The organism is Nocardia transvalensis, assembly GCF_015477765.1.
Taxonomy (GTDB): domain Bacteria; phylum Actinomycetota; class Actinomycetes; order Mycobacteriales; family Mycobacteriaceae; genus Nocardia; species Nocardia transvalensis_A.
Genome location: NZ_JADLQQ010000006.1, coordinates 376,695 through 394,567 on the forward strand (window position 1 = coordinate 376,695; position 17,873 = coordinate 394,567).

Consider the following 17,873-nt stretch of genomic DNA (forward strand, 5'->3'; position numbering starts at 1 on the left):
TTCAGCAACCTCTTTTATTCGGAAGTTCCCTAATATCAACCGTCCTATCTAAATTCGTGTCGTGTACTCCGGGAGAATTGACTTTCGGGTGCTAGGGTCTAGCGCAACCTCGAACCATCGAAACCTCCATGCACTCTGCGAAGGAAGGTCGAATGTTCTCATTACGGAGCCGGCGTTCGCGGCACGGACTTGCCGTAACCGCCGTAGCCGTCGTCCAAGTGGCACTGTCCGCCGTTGCCAGTGCGGACCCGTCGTGTCCATGTGCGCCGCCGACGACACCGGTATCCGACAACCCGGATATGTACACCGGCCCGATCGATCCATTGTTGCCATTCCCGGTGCCGCCGACGGCGCCGGAGTTCGACCCGTTCTACAGGCCGGCGCCGGAGCGGTTCGTCGATCTGAAGCCGGGGCAGATCATCGCTGCCCGTAAGGTGAATCTGGCGGCCTGGGGAGTGGGCGGACCCATGGACGTCAACGCGTGGCAGCTGTCTTTCCGTTCGACCAATAGCCGCGACGAGCCGATCGCCGCGGTGACTACGGTCGTGCGGCCGCATCAGGGCCCCACTCCGCGGAAATTGTTCTCGTTCCAGGTGCCGGAGGACTCCATCGCCCACCATTGCGCACCGTCGTACAACTTCCAGCTGGCATCGGTTCCGTCCAACTACATGGGCCAGATCGAACCGTTCGCCGAATTCATTCAGCCCTTCCAGCAGGCGCTTCGGCAGGGCTGGGATGTGAACATCCCGGATCACCAGGGCCCCAACTCGGCATTCGCCGCAGGCCCCTTGGGTGGGCACATCACGCTCGACAGCATCCGCGCGGCCGAGAACTTCTACCCGTTGGATCTCGACGGGCGGCGCACCCCGGTGACCATGCAGGGGCATCTCGGTGGGGCCGTTCCCACCCAGTGGGCGGCGGAGCAGCACAGCTCGTATGCGCCGGATCTCAATATTCAGGGCGCCGCCGTCGGTAGTCCGGTGGTCGATGTCGGTGCGCTGGTCGTGCACAACGACAATGGACTCGCGTCCCCGAACATGTTCGACGGCCTGATCGGCCTGTCTCGCGAATATCCCGAGCTGGATCGCTATCTCAACGAGCATATGGACGGGTACGGACAGGTGATGCGGAGCCTTCACAGCACCTGGTGCATGGGGTGGTCGAATACCATCTTCCCCGTACAGAGCGTGTTGGGATCACTCCCGCCGGGCGCATTGGACGATCCGGTGGTCAAATCGGTGATCGACCAGAACCGCATGGGAGGCACGATGCCCGACATGCCGATGTACTACTACCAGCCGTACTTCGACTGGGTCGTTCCCACCGCGATGGTGGACGGCATGGTGAACAACTACTGCGAAAACAATCCCGACGCGAGCATCCACTATGTCCGGGACCACGCCAGTGAGGCGATCACCATTCCGTATATGGCCCAACCGTCGGTGGATCGCTGGATAACGGAAAGAATGGACGGGATACCCGCACCGACCGGCTGCCAGATCAAGGATGTCGCCACCATGGCATCGCCGAACGATGCGAACGGTGATCAGGCCGCCATCGGCGAACAGCCGGAAGGCATCAAGGAGCAGGACGGCAACTAGCTAGACGAACGAAACGGTCCGGCCGGGTTCGCCCGGCCGGACCGTTTCGTTGTGTGACGGGTCAGCTTACGAGCGCGGCGCGCAGCCTATCACTGGGCTGGATACCCAATTCCGCATCGAGAATGTTGCGCAGATTCCGGAATGCCTCGACCGCCTCGGCGCGGCGGCCGGAGCGCTTCAACGCGATGAGCAACAGCTCCCACAAACGCTCGTTGAACGGATCGGCGGCAATGAAGGTCTTGGAGTGGACGATCACCTTCTGATAGCGCTCCACGGCGATCCAGGAATCGAGCAGCGCCTCCCGCGCGACGGCGCGCAGCTGATGCAGCTGATCGGCGCGGGCGGCCACCAGGGGGCCGTCGGAGATGTCGGCCAGCGCATCCCCGCGCCACATCCCGAGCGCATCCTCGAGCATGGCCGCCACCACCGAGCGCGCCGAGGTGCCCAGCGCCAGCGCGTGGTCGACCTGTTCGGTGAATCGGAAGGCATCGATACAGCCGCGCTCCAGATTCAGGCGATAGTTCGATGCCGAGGATTCCAGCAGATCCGCGGGGAGCCGATTGGCGCCGAGCCACTTTCGCAATCTTGCGATATGCGCGTGCAGAGCATTGACCGCATCGGCGGTTTCGGTCAACCGCAGTTCTTCGATGAGTTCGTCGCGGCGCAGCCACTCACCCGGCCGAATCGCAAGAATTGCCACGATACTGCGCAACTTCCGGCCCGACAGGGGGACCTCGACGCCGTCCAGCACGATCCGCACCGGACCGAGAACGGAAATATCGGTTGTCGCCATACGTCGCCCACCATCCAGAACATGCCGCGCAGGGATTCGACGGAAAATGTCGAGTGGAGCCGCCTTCGGTTGCGAATGCTAGCACCACTGGTTTTCCGTGGCCCGCAACGACGGCGCGTGTGTGAGCAGGAAGGAACGCCGCTTCGGTGTTCGGGTGGCCCACCAATAGCTGGTTCCGGTTCCGGGCCAGCATTGGCGATTGTGTCCGGTGTGGTCGAGGAACCAGCTGTCACAGCCGCCGGAATTCCATACCGAACGGGACAGTCGCGCGTGCAACCGGTCGTTGAAGGCCCGCTCGACCTCGGGCCGGACCTCGATGCGGGTGGCCCGGTACTTCCGCATCAGGCGCAGGCATTTGGCGATGTAGCGGACCTGGGCCTCGATGACGAACAGGATGGACTGGGCGCCGCCGCCCGAGTTCGGTCCCATCACCATGAACAGGTTCGGGAAGCCCGCGACGCTCATGCCCAGGTAGGCCCGCATTCCGTCGCGCCATGCCTGCTGGATGGTCAGCCCGTCGCGTCCGGCGATATCTTCTCGGGCGCAGCGGTTGTCGGTGTCGAATCCGGTCGCCAGGACGATCACGTCGGCGTCGTGCAGGATGCCATCGGCGGTGCGGATGCCCCGCGGATCGAATTCGGCGATCGGCGAGGTGATCAGGTCGACGTCGGGCCGGGTCAGCGCGGGGTAGTAGTCGCTGGTCAGCAGGATGCGTTTGCAGCCGATCGTGTAGTCGGGCACGAGTTTCGCGGCCAGTTCCGGATCCGGCACCTGCTTGCGCAGATGACGCAGTGCGGCCCACTGCAGGATCGACAGCAGGCGCGGATTCATGAATCCCGCCACCGGGACCTCGTGCGTCCAGTACGCGACGTTGCGGTACACCCGCCGCAGTCCGGGTACGGCCGACAGCAGCGCCCGCTCCCGGTCGCCGATCGCACGGTTCATCTTCGGCAGCACCCAGTGCGGGGTGCGCTGGAAGACCGTCACGTGGGCGGCGCGGCCCGCGATGGCCGGAACGAGCTGTACCGCACTGGCTCCCGTGCCGATGACCGCGACGCGTTTCCCCGTGACATCGATCGAGGGATCCCAGCGGGCGGTGTGCACCACCGGACCGGTGAACCGCTCCCGGCCCGGGAAGTCGGGAATGTAGGGCCGGTGCAGCGCGCCGTGGCAGACGACGACCACGCGCGGGCGGTAGACCTCGCCCGCCCGCGTGCGCACCGTCCACCGATCCGCCGCGTCGTCGAAGTGATAGGACACCACCTCGGAATCGAATCGGAGATGAGCGCCGAGTGCGAAGTCCTTCACCACCCGGCGGATGTAGTCGAGAATCTCCGGCTGCTCGGCGTAGAGCCGGCTCCAGCCGGAATAGGGGGCGAAGGAATAGGAATACATCATCGACAGGACGTCGCACGAGCAACCGGGATAGGTGTTGACCCGCCAGGTGCCCCCGACCTCGCTCGCCTTCTCCAGCACCACGAAATCGGTGATGCCCGCATTGCGCAGCGTGGCTGCCATGCCCAGCCCTGCCATTCCCGCGCCGACGATCAGCACCTCGGGATCCGTCTCCGTCATCGGGCACCTCGTTCCGTAGTCGTTGTCAGGCAGGCGGGCGGGGGATCGGGTACCAGCACCCGGACCGCCCGGGGGACGACGCGTATCGCGTATCCGGTGTGGGTGTGTGGCATGAGTTCGCCGTCGTGTTCGATGAGCAGGTTGTGGCCGTCGCGGCGTTCCAGGCGGATCCGGCGGCCGCGGGCGTAGTGGACGCCCTCGAGCTCGTCGATGGCGGCGGTCAAGGCCACGCGGGACAGCTCGGCCAGGTCCGCGGCGGCGGTGACCACGCAGACATCGATCAGCCCGTCGTCGAGGAGCGAATGCGGCAGCAGCTGGAAATCGCCGCCGCGGTGTCGCATTCCGCCGACGTCGGCGACCAGGATGTCGCCCTCGATGGTCACCCGGTCGTCGACGATCACCCGGCCCGGATACGGCTCGTAGGTGGCCGCGGCCGCCGCCGTCGCGCGCAGCAGGAGGTCTCGGCCGCTGCCGTCCAGGTCCCGGGCCGCGACGAGCGCGGCGGGCAGCAGACCCGTCGCACAGCCCAGCAGTGCGAGAGCGTCGAACTCCTCGATCAGCGCGAGATCGATGGTGCGAGTGGACGCCCGGCCACTCACCAAGGCGCACTGCACGACCTCGGACCAGGATCGGTGATCCCACAGGCCGCGGAAGCTGGAGTTACCGGTGCCGCCGGGGGTGAGGAGCAGGGCCGGGGAGGTGCCGGTGTGGGCGTGGACGGCGTGCAGGGCCGCGGCCACCTGCCCGGCCGTCCCGTCCCCGCCGACGGCCACGACCACCTCCGGCATCTCGCGGACGAGTTGCTCGAGCACGAGCCGCTCCGCATCGCCCGCACGTTCGGTGACGACGGTGCGCAGCGCGACACGGTCGATCTCGTCCAGTGCGCCCACCATCGCGCCCGGATCGCCACCGGCCGTGGGGTTCACCACGGCCAGGACCGGAACCCGCGCTCGTGCAGGGGTTCTCGTGATGGTCGCGGAGACGGCGGCCTCGCTCACAGCGCGTTCGTCACCCGCAGCAGACTCCACAGGGCACCGGGCGACAGCCGCCCGTCGATGGCGAGATATTCCGGAAATACCAGTGTCGGTTGCCATTTCATCTTGTATTCCAGTTGGGTGCGGGAGGGATAGAGGCGCTCGCCGTGGTCGGCGAGCAGCCGGACGACCCGTGCGGTGGCCCGGCTCGCGGTGGGCAACTCCACGGCGCTGTCCAAACCGGTGAACGGCGTGAACCCGAAGTGCAGCCAGTCGGTATCGCCGCGGCTCAGCCGGCGCATGGCCGTGAGGTTGATCGCCTCCATGACGCCGGGTGCGGCGTCGGGTACCCGGCGGCTCAGATCGTGCAGCCACCCGCGATAGGCGCCGAATACGGGGCTGTAGGAGATGTATCCGACCGGCCTGCCCGCCACGGTGCCGAGGAAGAGTTTGCGCAAATGCTGTGCGGGCCCGCCGATCTCGCCGACCAGGAAGCGCAGCGGGCGGGCCTGCCGCCCTTTCGAGCGCAGCCAGCACCGGTCGATCTCGGCGAGCGTGGCGCGGTGGCCGTCCGGATCGGTCTCCTCGATCACCAGCCCCGCCCGCCGCGCCCGGGAGATCTTGTTGCGCAGCCGGACGAAGCGGCGCCCGGCCAACTCCACCTGGTCCAGGGCCACCGCATACGAGGCACCGATCTGATTGACCGGCAGGCCCAGGTCGGCGTACAGCTCGGCGTCGGCACGCTGAAGCTGCACGGCCACAACCCGTTTCCGCCGATCCGCGGCATGGTCGAGAAAGCGCCGCAGCAGTTCCGCCCGCCGGTTGCGCGGCGCGAAGGGCCCGCCGAACTGGATGAGGAACCGGCCCCAGGGGCGGTAGCAGATGAAGCCGGTCAGGCCGGGGACGGTGAAGACGGCGTTGTCCTGGTTCAGCGCCAGGAAGGCGCTGGGGTTGTCGGCATACCGCTGGAGAATTTCGACGCGCGTGTTCTCCCGGATCGGCGTAATGTCCGAGGAGAACACTTCTGAGCGGCCCTTTCTTCGAGTGTTGCGCGACCCGGCAGAGGGTTCCGGACGGCCCTGACGGTCCGCTGACCGCATGCGAACGGTGCGTCAGCAATAGATCAGCAACATTTCAGTGCGGCGCGGCAGAGTGGCCCCGGATGGTGTCGGCCTGAAGAGAAGGTGGGTGAGGACCGCAGCCGATGACGACGGCGCAGGACACACAGACGCTCACGTACGGAAGCTATGTGGGCGGCAAGGACATCGACAGCGGCACCTGGGTGCACGTGTTGTCGGCGCGCGCGCTCTTCGAGGATTCGTTCACGAGTCTGCGGCTCAAACGCGATCTGGACCGCGGCGCCGTGGCGCTGTCGTCCGTCGAACCCGGCACGGTGGTCGGCCGGGTCGCCGTCGCCGACGACACGATCGCCTCGCGGGCGCTGTCGGCAGCCGCCGAGGCCGCCGCCGTCTGGCGTGGCGCACCCCTCGACGACCGCCTCGAATTCCTGGCGCGGGCGCGGGAACGACTGCTGGACAATGCCGATGCCGTCATCTGGATGCTCACCGTGGAGGGCCATCCGCTGGAATTGGCGCGCTGGGAGTTCGGTGGCTTCGTCGAGCTGTGCGAGAAGCCGTCGCGAGACTTCTTGCGCGCGCAGCTCTACAGCGAGCATCGCACCGACGACGGCCGCCTGCGCATCGTGCGCCGCAGGCCCGACGGGGTGGTCTGTGTCAATCCACCGGCCAATGCGCCGATGTCCAGCGCCCTGCTGGCGGTGACCGCCGTGGTCGCGGGCAATGCGATCGTGGTGCGTGCGCCCCGCGCCGCACCGCTCGGGGTGAGCTTTGCGCTGCGCGAGATCGTGGCGCCCACGCTGGACGAACTGGGGGCCCCGCCGGGCACGGTCAATGTGGTCTGCGGCGACCCGGAACGGTTGATGCGGCTGTGGCTGCACAGCCCGCAGGTGCACGACATCATGCACTTCGGCAGCGTGCAATCGGGCATGTCGCTGGAAAAGCGGTGCGTCGCAGCGGGTAAGAAACCCATCCTCGAACTAGCTGGCAACGATGTCGTGATCGTCTGGGCCGACGCCGATCTCGACGGTGCCGCCCGCGCGGTGGCCGAGAGCTTCTACGGCTCCGGCCAGCTGTGCATGATTCCCAATCAGGTCCTGGTCCATCCGGCCGTGGCCGACGAGTTCATCGCGCGCGTCACCGCCCACGCCCAGGCCCTGCGGCCCGGCTATCCGGACGAGGACGGTGTCGTGCTGACGCCGGTCCTGCATCACGACAGGTTCCGGGCCGCGCTGGCCGATGCGGTCGCCAAGGGTGCGACCGTGGTCACCGGCGGCGCCAGCATGCATCTCGACGGGTCGCCCGGTGAGACCGGTTTCTTCTTGCAGCCCACGGTGATTCGGGTCGACGGCCTGGCGACGGCGCGGCGGTTGGATGCCGTGCGCGAAGAGACCTTCTTCCCGCTCATCCCTGTCATCGTGCCCGACCATCGCGACGACGCCCGATTGCTGGCGGAGTTCATCGACTTCGTGGAGTCCAACAGCTACGGGTTGCGGAACTCGCTGTGGGCACGCGACAGCCGAATCGTCGACACCTACCTGGCGAGGGTGACCAACGGCGGGCTGATCAAGATCAACGAGTCGCATATCGCCTTCGCCGCACCGCTGCCCTCGCACGGCGGGACCGGAGTCACCGGCGGTGTCTTCGGCGAGGCCAACTATCCGCCGCTGCGGACCTCCCACCTGCAAGGCGTGGCGATGTCCCTGGCCGACCAGCCCTACCGTTACCGATAGGACCCGCGTGCGCACCCTCGACGACGCCCGAACCCTGTGCGAAAAGCACGTGCCCGGACTGTATTCCGCGCTGGCGAGCGAACCGCTGCTCGAGCTGGAACGCCCCGGAAATCCCGGGCTGGATCTGTTCCGCAAGTTCGGCGGGCCCGCGCTGGTGATCCCGCGCGCCTACGGCGGACTCGGCGTCGATCCCCGGGAGGCGGCGGCTGTGGTGCGGGCGATCGGCTCGGTCGCGCCCTCGCTCGCCGTGGCCACCGCCATGCACCACTTCTCGGTCGCCACCCTGTTCACCCTCGCCGACAGCCTGCGCTCCGGCGGCACCGAATGGGCCATCCTCGAGGGCATCGCCGACCAGAGTCTGCTCGTCTCCTCGGGATTCGCCGAGGGGCGGCCGGGACAGGGCATCCTGTCTCCGACGATGACCGCCACACCGCACGAACGCGGATTCCTGGTGACGGGGTCGAAACGGCCGTGCAGCATGGCCGCCTCGATGGATCTGCTGTCCGCGAGTGCGGCGGTGCCCACCCCGGACGGGGGCAGCGAGCTGCGGGTGCTCCTGATCCCGGCCACGTCACCCGGGATTTCGGTACATCCGTTCTGGGACACCGCGATCCTGGCCGGTGCGGAGAGCGACGAGGTCCGCCTGGAGGAGGTGTTCGTCGACGAGCGCCTGGCCATTCCGGCCACCGTCGACGAGGCCGGGGCCGTGGACGAACTGCAGACCGTCGGATTCATCTGGTTCGAATTGGTGATCTGCGCCTGCTATCTGGGCATGGTCGGTGCTCTGGTGGAGCGGGTCTTCACCGCGCGCCGCGCGAGCGTCGAGACCCGGGCCTGGCTCGGGGTGCGGCTGGAAACGGCGGCGCTGCTGCTGGATTCGGTGGCGCGGCTGCTGATCGACGGCCGGGCCGACAATGCCGCCCTCGCCACGGCGATGATCGCCCGCTACGGCATCCAGGACGCCATCGACGACATCGCCACCCGCTCCGTCGAGGCCCTGGGCGGCATCGCCTTCATCACCGACCCGGAGGTCGCCTATCTCGCCACCGCCGGCCGCTGTCTCGGTTTCCATCCGCCCGCGCGGTCGGCCTGCGCCGACGGGCTGGTGGAGAGCCTGTCCGGCGGCACCTTCCGCATCGACCGAAAGTGACCAGGATGACGGTAGAGCAGAACGCGGCCGCCACCGACTGGGTGGCCCAGGCGTATCGCGACAACCTCAGCACGGGGCGGGCGCGCATCGCCGAACTGCTGGGCGGACAGGTGGAGATCGAATCCCAGGGCGCCTGGGTGACCACCAGCGACGGCGAAAGGCACCTCAACGCAGGCGGTTACGGTGTTTTCATCGCGGGAGCGCGCCACCCGGTCGTCGTGCGCGAGGTGGAACGGCAACTGCAGGTGCATCCCATCGGCACCCGGATGTTCCTGGAGCCCACCGCCGCCCGGGCCGCGCAGATGCTGGCCTCGGTGACGCCCGCGGGCCTGCAGCGGATCCATTTCTGCGGATCCGGCGCCGAGGCCACCGAGACCGCGCTGAAGATCGCGCGGCTGTCGGGGCACCGGCATCTGATCTCGATGCACGGCGGGTATCACGGCAAGACCTTCGGCGCGCTGTCGGTCACGGCGAAAAGCCTGTACCAGGACCCGTTCCGGCCGCTGCTGCCCGATGTGACGCACATTCCCTACAACGACATTCCCGCCCTGCACGCCGCCCTCGAAAGCTGCGGCGGGAGCGCCTGTGTGATCGTCGAACCCGTCCAGGGCGAGGCAGGTGTCGTCCTGCCCGCTCCCGGTTATCTGCACAGCGTCCGCACGCTGTGCACGGAATTCGGCGCACTGCTGGTCGTCGACGAAATCCAAACGGGCCTGGGCCGTTTGGGTACCTGGTGGGGATCGGATCCGGAGAACGTCCGGCCCGACATCCTGCTGTCGGGTAAGGCGCTCGGCGGGGGAGTGCTGCCGGTCGCGGCCGCCATCGCGACCGAGGATGCCTATGCGGTGCTCGACCGCGATCCGTTCCTGCACACCTCCACCTTCTCCGCGGCGCCGCTGGCCATGGCGGCGGTCTGCGGCGCCATCGCCGCGATCGCCTGCGAGGGGCTGGTCGAGCGGGCCGCCGAGCTGGGCGCGGAACTGCTGCCCGCGATCACCGCGATCGCCGTCGACCGGCTCGGTGACCGCATTCGGGAGGTGCGCGGGCGCGGGCTGCTGATCGGCATCGAATTCGCCGATCCGGCGCTGGCGGGCGAACTGCTGGTGGAGCTGGTCACCCACAACGTCATTCCCAATCATTCGCTCAATTCCGAACGGGTGCTGCGGCTCACGCCCCCGGCCGTGCTGGACCGGTCCGAGGTCGGATTTCTGCTCGACCGGTTCGACCAGGCCGTCGCGGCGTTGGCCGGCCGCTACCCCGACGGCGAAAGGTGAGCACGATGCGCTCGGTAGCACTGACCGTCCGGTCCACCGGTTGCGAGGCCGACGAGGCCTACTGCCGGATCGCCCGGTTCGAGAGGTATCCGGAGCTGGTGCCGGAGGTGCGGTCGGTCGTCGTCCACGGCGCTCGCGACGGCGCACCGCTCACCAGCGATTGGGAGGTCTACTTCCGCAACGGGCCGCTGCGCTGGTCGGAGGTCGACTACTTCCAGCCCGAGCAGCGGCGCATCGTCTTCGAGCAGACCACTGGGGACTTCGACGTATTCCGCGGCACCTGGCGCGTGGATCCCGCGGCGCCGGGCTGCACGGTGCTGTTCGAGGCGAGCTTCGACTTCGGAATCCCCAGTCTCGCCGGCATTCTCGAGCCGGTGGCGGAGAAGGTGCTGAAGGAGGGGCTGAGTCTGGCGATGTTCCGGCTGCTCGACGACGCCGAGGTGGTGGGCGATCCGGCCGTGGCCGCCGCGGTGGCCGTGAAGTACGCGCTACGGTGAGGAGGCCGATCCGGTGACGCTCTCGACGGAAATTCCCCTCCGGCTTCTCGGCCCCACTACCGAATTGGCGGCCTGGGCGCGCACGGTCGGCTACGACGACATCCCCGCGTCCACCCTCGCGCTGGCGCGCAGTCAGCTCATCTCCGATCTGGCGACGGTGCGGGCGTCGCTGACACATCCGCTCGGCCGTCGCCTGGTCGCCACGTTCGGCGGTCCCCTGCAGGCGGATTCGAAATCGTCGGCGGCGGTGCTGGCCGGGCTGGCCACCTGCCTGGATTTCGACGACGTCTCCTTCGTCGGCCATCTGTCGGCGGCCTGTGTCAATGTGCCGGTGGCCCATGCCCGCACGCTCGGCATGGACGGGCGGTCGCTGCTCACCACGATCGTCGTCGCCAACGAATGCGCCGCGCGGCTCACCGCCGCCACCATCCTGGGACCGTTCTTCCGGGCGCAGGCGAGTACGCACTGCCATCTCATGGGTGCGGCCGCGGCGATGCTGCACGCCCGCCGGGCCCCGGTCCCCGAATGGACGGCGGCGCTCGGGCTGGCACTGGGAATGGTGCCGACGCCGCTGGCCCGGGCCGTGCTCGCCGGTGACCTGAAACCGCTCACCGCCAGCTTCCCGGTGCGTGCGGCCCTGGACGCGTGCGATGCCGCGGCGCACGGATTATCCTGTGCCACAGAGCTTATGGATGGGTCCGACGGACTGTTGGCGCAGCTGTCGGCCGTGCCGCTGCCGGATCTGCTGGTGGCCGGGCTCGGGCGGCGCTGGCACACCGACACCCTGGCCTTCAAACGGTTCCCGGGCAGCGCCTATGCCCAGGCGGCCTACGAATGCGCCGAGCGGCTCAGCACCCGCCTGGCCGCCGCGGAGCTGCCGATGATCCGGCGCATCGTGGTACAGGGGAGCCTGCTGACGTGGCTGCTGGACCGCAAGGTGCGACCGTTCCTCGACGGCGGCCGGACCCCGGTGGCCGCGGCGACCTTCGCCATCGGCTACGGCGTGGCCACGATTCTGCAGACCGGCAGGCTCCGCGCCGACGATCTCACGCCCAAGGCGCTGCGGGACGAGTCGCGGTGGCGATTGGCCGACAAGGTGAGCGTGGAGCACGATGCCACGTTGACCGACGAGATGCTGCGGGCGACCGCCCCCTTGGGCGAGGCGCTGCGGTGGGCGGGCGGGCGCGCCGCGAACTGGCCGGAACTGCAGGCGTGGGCGGGGGAGGACCTGCCGCGGCGACTGGCCGAGCTCGGAGCGCCGGAGGCCACATTCGATCAAGCGACCATGTCGATCGGCGCGCGGGTCGAGATCGAATTGAGCGACGGGCGGCGGCTGGTCGAACGGTGTGAACGGCCCATCGGGATGACCGGCCCGGCGACTCGCCAGCATCATTCGGTGATCGCAGGAGCGAAATTCCTGGGTGTGGGTGGCTGCCCGCGGACGCTGTCCGAGCTCGAGCGAATCGAGACTCTCGGGCCGGAGCAAACAGCACGCACGCTGGCGACAGCGCTGTGTCAGCCCTTCGGTAGTTGAGGTGAGGAGATATTTCGAGTCGACACCCGGCCGCGGGGACGGGAAGTTGGGACGAAACTGGCAAATTGACGGTTAATATTCCCGAGTGGCCGAGGTACTCGAGAAGCGGCGGGTCCGCCGACTGCAGCGACACCTCTGGTGGCTGCTGTCTTTGCTCGTGTCGCTCCTCTTCGCGTTCGGCACCCTGCATTCCTGGTTGGGGGCCAGTCGCCACGAAGTGTCGGACACGGTGACCGGCACCCCGGCGCTCGATCCCCAGGACGTCGACAAAGTCGTCGCCGAACAGTGGGGGTCCCCCGATGCGGTCACGCGGATTCCGACAGGTGTGCTGTTGCTGTCGATGGAATTCGTCAACGCCTACAACGTCAAAATGACCGGCATGGTGTGGCAGCGGTTCGGCCCCGGGTTCCCGGCCGACGTCACGCACGGCGTCATGATGCCCGAGGCCGACAATCCCCGGGCGCTCACCCCGGCGTTCAGCTTCGACGATCGGGAGTACCACATCGAGGTGTGGGCGTTCAGCGCGACCTTTCGCCAGCACATGGACTACAAGAACTATCCCCTCGATCATCAGGACGTCTGGATACGCATGCGGCCCGCCGACCTGACTCGTCCGGCGCAGCTGGTCCCCGATTTCGAGGCCTTTCCGAAGTGGGTGCCGGAGCGGCTGGCCGGACTCGATCCGGGATTGGTGTTCGGCAGCTGGGAACCCGATTACACGGCGTTCAGCTTCGATCACCGAGAGTTCGGACTGAAGCACAACCGGGCCGCCTATCAGGCCGCGGATCTGTATTTCAATGTCGGCATCAACCGGAGCCTGGTGGGGCCGTTGATCGGCCGCATCGTGCCGGTTTTGCTGCTGGCGTTGCTGATGTTCCTCTCGTTGTTCGTCATCACCACCGATCCGGATCGACGGAACATATCCGGGTTCACCGCCTTCGCGATCATCGGTTTCGCGGTATCCACGGTTCTGGTGATTGCCGTCAACGACAATGCGGCCCGCGCCGAAACCGGTTCGGCCGGAATCTCTTACATCGAGTTCTGGTATTTCACGCTGTACGCGATGACCTTGCTGGTGGCCTTCAACGCGACCATGCTGATCACCGGCGGCCTGCGCAAACTGGTGGCATGGCGGGAGAACATGCTCCCGAAGCTCGTGTTCTGGCCGATTTTCACCGGCCTGATGTACGTCGCCACGCTGGCCTTCCTGGGGCCCTAGTTCCCGGCGAAAGCCTGCCGGGAATAGGGAATGAGGGTTTATGCCCCCGACGCTGACGGCCGCCTGTACGAGGCAACAGCCCATCGCGCCGGGGGCAGGCCCTCGGTGCGTCCGGATTTCGCGTTACTTGCCCAGCGCCCTCTGGAGCTGGTTCTTGGTCATCTTGGAGCGGCCCTTGATGCCGCGCCTGCGGGCCTCGTTGTAGAGCTGGTCGCGGGTCGGGCCCTTCGGGCGGTTGGTGCCCGAGCGCTGACCGCCCCGGCTCTGCGGCGACTTGTCCTTCACCGACGAACGGCTCGCGGTGCGGGACTGCCCGGACTGGGCGCGGTTCTTGTTCACCGTGCGGGCGCCGATCTCCTTTGCCCGGCGAGTGCTCGCTCCGCGGCTGCGGGCCGAATCCTTGATGTGCTCGTACTGCCGCTCTTGTTTGGCTGTCCATTCTTTCGGCATGTCACACCTCCTGTGCCTGACATACCCCGTCGGTTCGGGTCGAACCGACGGGCTGAACACTGGCGAGTTGCCGGTCCATCCGCGCCCCGGTGAGGGCCCAATCCTCGGGCAGGCCGCTCACGTGACCCGTGGTGTTCTCGGCCTCGATATTCACCGTCGCCGCACCCAGGCGCAGGTCGGTCAGGACCAGCTTGCCCCAGCGCTCGGGCAGGCACGGCGCGAGCGCGAGGGTGCGGGCGGGGACATCGGGTTCGAGGCCGAGGAACGAACGCACCAGCAGCAGTGGCGTGGCCGAGGCCCACGCCTGGGGAGAGCAGGATGTGGGGTAGGGGATCGGGATGTGGAACTGGTCGCGGGGGAAGCCGCAGAACAATTCGGGCAGCCGCCCGTCGAAGGCGAGGGCGGCGTCCAGCAGTCCCTCGGCCAGGCTCTCGGCGAGTTCGATCGCCCCGGGCAGATGCCGGTAGCGCAGCAGTCCGGCGACGGCGATGGCCGTGTCGTGCGGCCAGATCGACCCGTTGTGATAACTCATCGGGTTGTAGGCACCCATCGAACTGGACAGGGTGCGCAACCCGAAGCCGCTGTTCATGGCCGGGTCGGAGAGTCTATCGATGATCTCGACCGCGCGGTCGTCGGGGACGATGCCGGTCCACAGGCAATGGGCGATATTGCTGGTGAGAGAGTCGACCTGGGACTTGTGCCGATCCAGCGCTATCGCGTACCAGCCGCGGCCGTTGATCCAGAACGCCTCGTCGAACTGCTTTTTCAGTTCGGCGGCCTGATCGCGCAGCCGGGCCGCGGTGACGGCGTCACCGCAGGCGTCGGCAATGGCCGCGCGCGCCAGCCGGGCGGCGTAGACGTACCCCTGCACCTCGCACAGCGCGATCGGCGCCTCGGCCAGGTGGCCGATCGCGTCGTTGATCCCGTCGAAGCTGTCCTTCCAGCCCTGATTGGCCAGGCCGCGATCGGTCTTGCGGCGATACTCCACGAAGCCGTCCCCGTCGGCGTCGCCGAAATGGTCGATCCAGGCCAGCGCCGCGTCGGCGGCGGGCAGCAACTCCTCGATGGTGTCGGTGTCGGCGCCCCAGCGGCGGCACTGGTCGAGCAGCATGACGAACAGCGGTGTCGCGTCGACGGTGCCGTAGTAGACGGTGCCCCCGAGCACCTGATCGCCGGCCGGGCCGCGGCGCATCTCGTGCATGATGCGGCCGGGCTCCTCCTCGGTCAGCGGATCCACCGTCGTGCCTTGCAGTTTCGCGAGCTGGCGCAGCGTGCCGACGGCCAGATCGCCGTCCAGCAGCAGGGCCATCCACGAGGTCAGCAGGCTGTCGCGACCGAACAGCGTCATGAACCACGGCGCACCCGCGGCCACATAGGCCGGTTGGTTGCCGTACGCCTCCTCGATGCGCAGTGCGCCCAGATCGTTCTCGGTGTGCCGCAGGACGTGGGTCAGGCCCGCATCGGCGCCGGTGAGATTGGTGGCCGAGGCCCGCCATGCCTTCATGCGCCGGACCGGGTTGTCGTCCTCGCTGAGCGACATCTGCACCGGGTGATGCCCCACGATCGGCTGGGCGAGCAGGGTGATCTGCCACTGGCCGTGCGCGGGCACCAGCGCCCGCCAGGTGCAGGCGCCGGGCAGGACCAGCGGTTCACCGGTGGCGGTGAGGAGCAGGCCGCGGCCGCTGTCGCCGTGATCGGTGAGCCGCAGCTGGTTGCCCATGACCGAGGCCTCGGCGCTGCCGAGGTGGCTGCGGCCCTCCTTGACCGCGAACAGGTCGGCGAAGTCGGCGTCGGCGTGCAGGGAGACCGAGATCGCGGTGTCCTCGTGCCCGAGATTGTGCACGGTCAGCACCTCGGTGAGACCCTCGCCGATCAACCGCCGGCGTTCGATCATGACGGTGCTGTCGGCCAGGCCGGGGCGCGGCGGCATGCGCAGCACGAAGCGGGCCCGGAACGCCTCGGGAGCCAGCACGGTCAGCGGTTCCAGGTGGTGGCCGTCGACCCGCAGCTCCCAGCGTGAGAGCACCCGGGCATCGCGGTAGTACAGCCCCTGCGCGCCACCGGGGTGGATGTCGCCGAGTTGGTCGGACAGGCAGAACGTACTCGCCTCGACGAGGGTGACGGTCGGCTGGGCGCCGACACCGATGGGTGGCCCGGCGTTGAGTATGCGCGGGGCCGTCACCGGGCAGCACCCCGCAAGGGGACAGCGAACAAAAGGCTACTCACCGTATTTCCTCCTCGGCAGTGCAGCGGCGGAATCGGTACAGAGAGCTGTTCGATCTCATCGATCGTGCAACACCGGCACTGATCTGTCGAGCACGGGAGGAGTTCCCCGGCGAATAGACGGCAAACCCTTCGCTATTCCGACGGCGGGTCCGGATCGGCCCGCCGTTATCCGACGGCGGCCCGGATCGTCTGCCGCAGCGAGCCCAGCGTCGCGACCACCGCGGTCGGTTCGTAGCCGCAGTGCGCCATGCAGTTCTCACAGCGGGGATCGTGGCCGCGGCCGTAGCGCTGCCAGTCGGTGTCCTCGATCAACTCCCGGTAGGTGGTGGCGTAGCCGTCGTCGAGCAGATAGCAGGGGCGTTGCCAGCCCTTCAGCGAATAGGAGGGAATCGCCCAGGGGGTGCACTGGAAATCGACCTTGCCTTCGAGGAAATCCAGGTACAGCGGGGAGTGGTTGAGCCGCCACTTGCGGCGGTGGCCGTCGGCGAAGGCCTGGGCGAACAGTCGCCGGGTTTGCTCCACGCCCAGCCAATGCTCCTGATCGGGCGCCTTCTCGTAGGCGTAGCCGGGGGAGATCTGCATATTGTCGACCTCGAGTTCGTCGTTGAGGTAGTCGAGCACCTCGACGACGTCGCGCGGCGAGTCCACGTCGAAGAACGTCGTGTTGGTCATGACGCGGAATCCGGCGGCCTTGGCCTCCCGGATGGCGGCCACGGCGGCGTCGAAGACACCGTCCTTGCACACCGAGGCGTCGTGCCGCTCGCGCAGGCCGTCGATGTGCACCATCCAGGCGAAGTTCCGGTGCGGGGTGAACTTGTGCATGTGCTTGGGCATCAGCACGGCGTTGGTGCACAGGAAGACGATCTTCTTGCGCGCCAGCAACTGTCGCACGATCTCGTCGATCTGCGGATGCATCAGCGGTTCACCACCGGCGATGGACACCATCGGCGCACCGCATTCCTCGATGGCCCCGACGGCCTGGGCGACCGGCATGCGCTGGCGCAGCACGGTGTGCGGATGCTGAATCTTGCCGCAGCCCGCGCATTTCAGGTTGCACGCGAACAGCGGCTCCAATTCGACGAGGATGGGGTACTTGTCCTTGCGGAGCATCTTCTGCTTCGCGAGATAGGTTGCCAGACGCAGCGATTGGCGTAGTGGCATGGCCATTCAACTCACCTCCCGGTGATGATCGGCGGGAACGTTGTGTGGCGCACCGACGGCGGCGGACCAGTGGTCGAGCGCCGGTGCGGCCGAGCGCAGTGCGCGCAGCGCGACGACGCCGCGCCGGACGGTGCCGGGGCGCAGCAGTGGGTGGGCAGGGGTGTCGACGATGGCGCGCACGGCGACGGCGTGCCCCGGGGCGGCGGAGAGGGCGAGGAACGCCGATTCGGTGTCGACGGCGAGAGCGCCGGTCTGCGCCGAGCGAGTGCGCGCCGAGCCGTGGACGATGCGTTCGGCGGAGAACAGCGGGCCGAGCCGCACGCGCAGGCCGAGTCTCAGCAGCGCCGCGTGCAGCAGCGGCGCCGAGGGGCAGGGCACGACCCCGCCGTCGTACCGAAGTTCCTGCGCCACAACCAGATCACCGGGGCGCAGGGTGGGGTCCAACGCACCGGCGACCCCGACGACGGCGATCGCGGTGGCGGGGAATCGAAGTCGATGGGTCGGTCCGCGACCGGTATGCACGACCGGCGCGGCGGCCGCACCCAGCAGGCACGCCCTCTCGACCCACAAGGGAGTGCAGATGATTCCGGTCATGCCACCCCCTCGCCGG

Annotated in this window: 15 protein-coding genes; 7 read left to right on the forward strand and 8 right to left on the reverse strand. The window is 67.9% G+C overall.

The window, feature by feature from the left end; translation table 11 throughout:
• Positions 1-299: 299 nt before the first annotated feature.
• Positions 300-1,601 (forward strand): lipase family protein, encoded by a 1,302-nt coding sequence (locus IU452_RS19740; protein ID WP_195110558.1) that lies wholly within the window; start codon positions 300-302, stop codon positions 1,599-1,601.
• Positions 1,602-1,662: 61 nt separating this feature from the next.
• Here IU452_RS19740 and IU452_RS19745 read toward each other — a convergent pair whose 3' ends face one another.
• The 4 genes from IU452_RS19745 to IU452_RS19760 form a co-directional block, all read right to left on the reverse strand.
• Positions 1,663-2,394: an AfsR/SARP family transcriptional regulator gene (locus IU452_RS19745; protein WP_195110559.1), complete on the reverse strand. Its 732-nt coding sequence runs from the start codon at positions 2,392-2,394 to the stop codon at positions 1,663-1,665.
• 78 nt (positions 2,395-2,472) lie between these two features.
• Complete coding sequence (locus IU452_RS19750) at positions 2,473-3,969, reverse strand: flavin-containing monooxygenase (protein ID WP_195110560.1); 1,497 nt, start codon at positions 3,967-3,969, stop codon at positions 2,473-2,475.
• Positions 3,966-4,967 carry a diacylglycerol/lipid kinase family protein gene (locus IU452_RS19755; protein ID WP_195110561.1) on the reverse strand — a complete coding sequence of 334 codons (1,002 nt, stop codon included), beginning with the start codon at positions 4,965-4,967 and terminating at the stop codon, positions 3,966-3,968. Before IU452_RS19755 ends, IU452_RS19750 begins: the two co-directional genes overlap by 4 nt.
• Positions 4,964-5,965 (reverse strand): DUF2156 domain-containing protein, encoded by a 1,002-nt coding sequence (locus IU452_RS19760; RefSeq protein WP_324192709.1) that lies wholly within the window; start codon positions 5,963-5,965, stop codon positions 4,964-4,966. The genes IU452_RS19755 and IU452_RS19760 overlap by 4 nt, the downstream gene beginning before the upstream one ends.
• Before the next feature lie 182 nt (positions 5,966-6,147).
• Between IU452_RS19760 and IU452_RS19765 the strand changes: the two genes are divergently transcribed.
• The 6 genes from IU452_RS19765 (at position 6,148) to IU452_RS19790 (ending at position 13,426) form a co-directional block, all read left to right on the forward strand.
• Positions 6,148-7,752: an aldehyde dehydrogenase family protein gene (locus IU452_RS19765; protein WP_195110563.1), complete on the forward strand. Its 1,605-nt coding sequence runs from the start codon at positions 6,148-6,150 to the stop codon at positions 7,750-7,752.
• A gap of 7 nt (positions 7,753-7,759) precedes the next feature.
• On the forward strand, positions 7,760-8,902 hold the full coding sequence (locus IU452_RS19770) for an acyl-CoA dehydrogenase family protein (RefSeq protein ID WP_195110564.1): 1,143 nt from the start codon (positions 7,760-7,762) through the stop codon (positions 8,900-8,902).
• Positions 8,903-8,907: 5 nt separating this feature from the next.
• Complete coding sequence (locus tag IU452_RS19775; protein ID WP_195110565.1) at positions 8,908-10,176, forward strand: aspartate aminotransferase family protein; 1,269 nt, start codon at positions 8,908-8,910, stop codon at positions 10,174-10,176.
• A gap of 5 nt (positions 10,177-10,181) precedes the next feature.
• Positions 10,182-10,673: a type II toxin-antitoxin system RatA family toxin gene (locus IU452_RS19780; protein ID WP_195110566.1), complete on the forward strand. Its 492-nt coding sequence runs from the start codon at positions 10,182-10,184 to the stop codon at positions 10,671-10,673.
• 13 nt (positions 10,674-10,686) lie between these two features.
• Positions 10,687-12,207 carry an MmgE/PrpD family protein gene (locus IU452_RS19785; RefSeq protein WP_195110567.1) on the forward strand — a complete coding sequence of 507 codons (1,521 nt, stop codon included), beginning with the start codon at positions 10,687-10,689 and terminating at the stop codon, positions 12,205-12,207.
• A gap of 85 nt (positions 12,208-12,292) precedes the next feature.
• Entirely contained in the window at positions 12,293-13,426 is a 1,134-nt protein-coding gene (locus IU452_RS19790) for a hypothetical protein (RefSeq protein WP_195110568.1), read from the forward strand.
• A gap of 123 nt (positions 13,427-13,549) precedes the next feature.
• Here the strand turns inward: IU452_RS19790 and IU452_RS19795 are convergent, their stop codons facing one another.
• From IU452_RS19795 to IU452_RS19810, 4 genes are all read right to left on the reverse strand, one after another.
• Positions 13,550-13,876 carry a plasmid stabilization protein gene (locus IU452_RS19795; protein ID WP_195110569.1) on the reverse strand — a complete coding sequence of 109 codons (327 nt, stop codon included), beginning with the start codon at positions 13,874-13,876 and terminating at the stop codon, positions 13,550-13,552.
• A 1-nt stretch (position 13,877) separates the two neighbouring features.
• Positions 13,878-16,058: a glycogen debranching N-terminal domain-containing protein gene (locus IU452_RS19800; RefSeq protein ID WP_195110570.1), complete on the reverse strand. Its 2,181-nt coding sequence runs from the start codon at positions 16,056-16,058 to the stop codon at positions 13,878-13,880.
• 209 nt (positions 16,059-16,267) lie between these two features.
• Positions 16,268-17,269, reverse strand: a complete 1,002-nt coding sequence (gene hpnH, locus IU452_RS19805; RefSeq protein WP_195110571.1) for an adenosyl-hopene transferase HpnH — start codon at positions 17,267-17,269, stop codon at positions 16,268-16,270.
• Positions 17,270-17,857, reverse strand: a complete 588-nt coding sequence (locus tag IU452_RS19810) for a hypothetical protein (RefSeq protein ID WP_228818265.1) — start codon at positions 17,855-17,857, stop codon at positions 17,270-17,272.
• Between the last annotated feature and the right edge of the window lie 16 nt (positions 17,858-17,873).

Coding starts and splice junctions, on each gene's coding strand:
- IU452_RS19740 (WP_195110558.1), top strand. CDS start 300: ATGTACACCGGCCCGATCGATCCATTGTTGCCATTCCCGGTGCCGCCG.
- IU452_RS19745 (WP_195110559.1), bottom strand. CDS start 2,394: ATGGCGACAACCGATATTTCCGTTCTCGGTCCGGTGCGGATCGTGCTG.
- IU452_RS19750 (WP_195110560.1), bottom strand. CDS start 3,969: ATGACGGAGACGGATCCCGAGGTGCTGATCGTCGGCGCGGGAATGGCA.
- IU452_RS19765 (WP_195110563.1), top strand. CDS start 6,148: ATGACGACGGCGCAGGACACACAGACGCTCACGTACGGAAGCTATGTG.
- IU452_RS19775 (WP_195110565.1), top strand. CDS start 8,908: ATGACGGTAGAGCAGAACGCGGCCGCCACCGACTGGGTGGCCCAGGCG.
- IU452_RS19780 (WP_195110566.1), top strand. CDS start 10,182: ATGCGCTCGGTAGCACTGACCGTCCGGTCCACCGGTTGCGAGGCCGAC.
- IU452_RS19795 (WP_195110569.1), bottom strand. CDS start 13,876: ATGCCGAAAGAATGGACAGCCAAACAAGAGCGGCAGTACGAGCACATC.
- hpnH (WP_195110571.1), bottom strand. CDS start 17,269: ATGGCCATGCCACTACGCCAATCGCTGCGTCTGGCAACCTATCTCGCG.
- IU452_RS19810 (WP_228818265.1), bottom strand. CDS start 17,857: ATGACCGGAATCATCTGCACTCCCTTGTGGGTCGAGAGGGCGTGCCTG.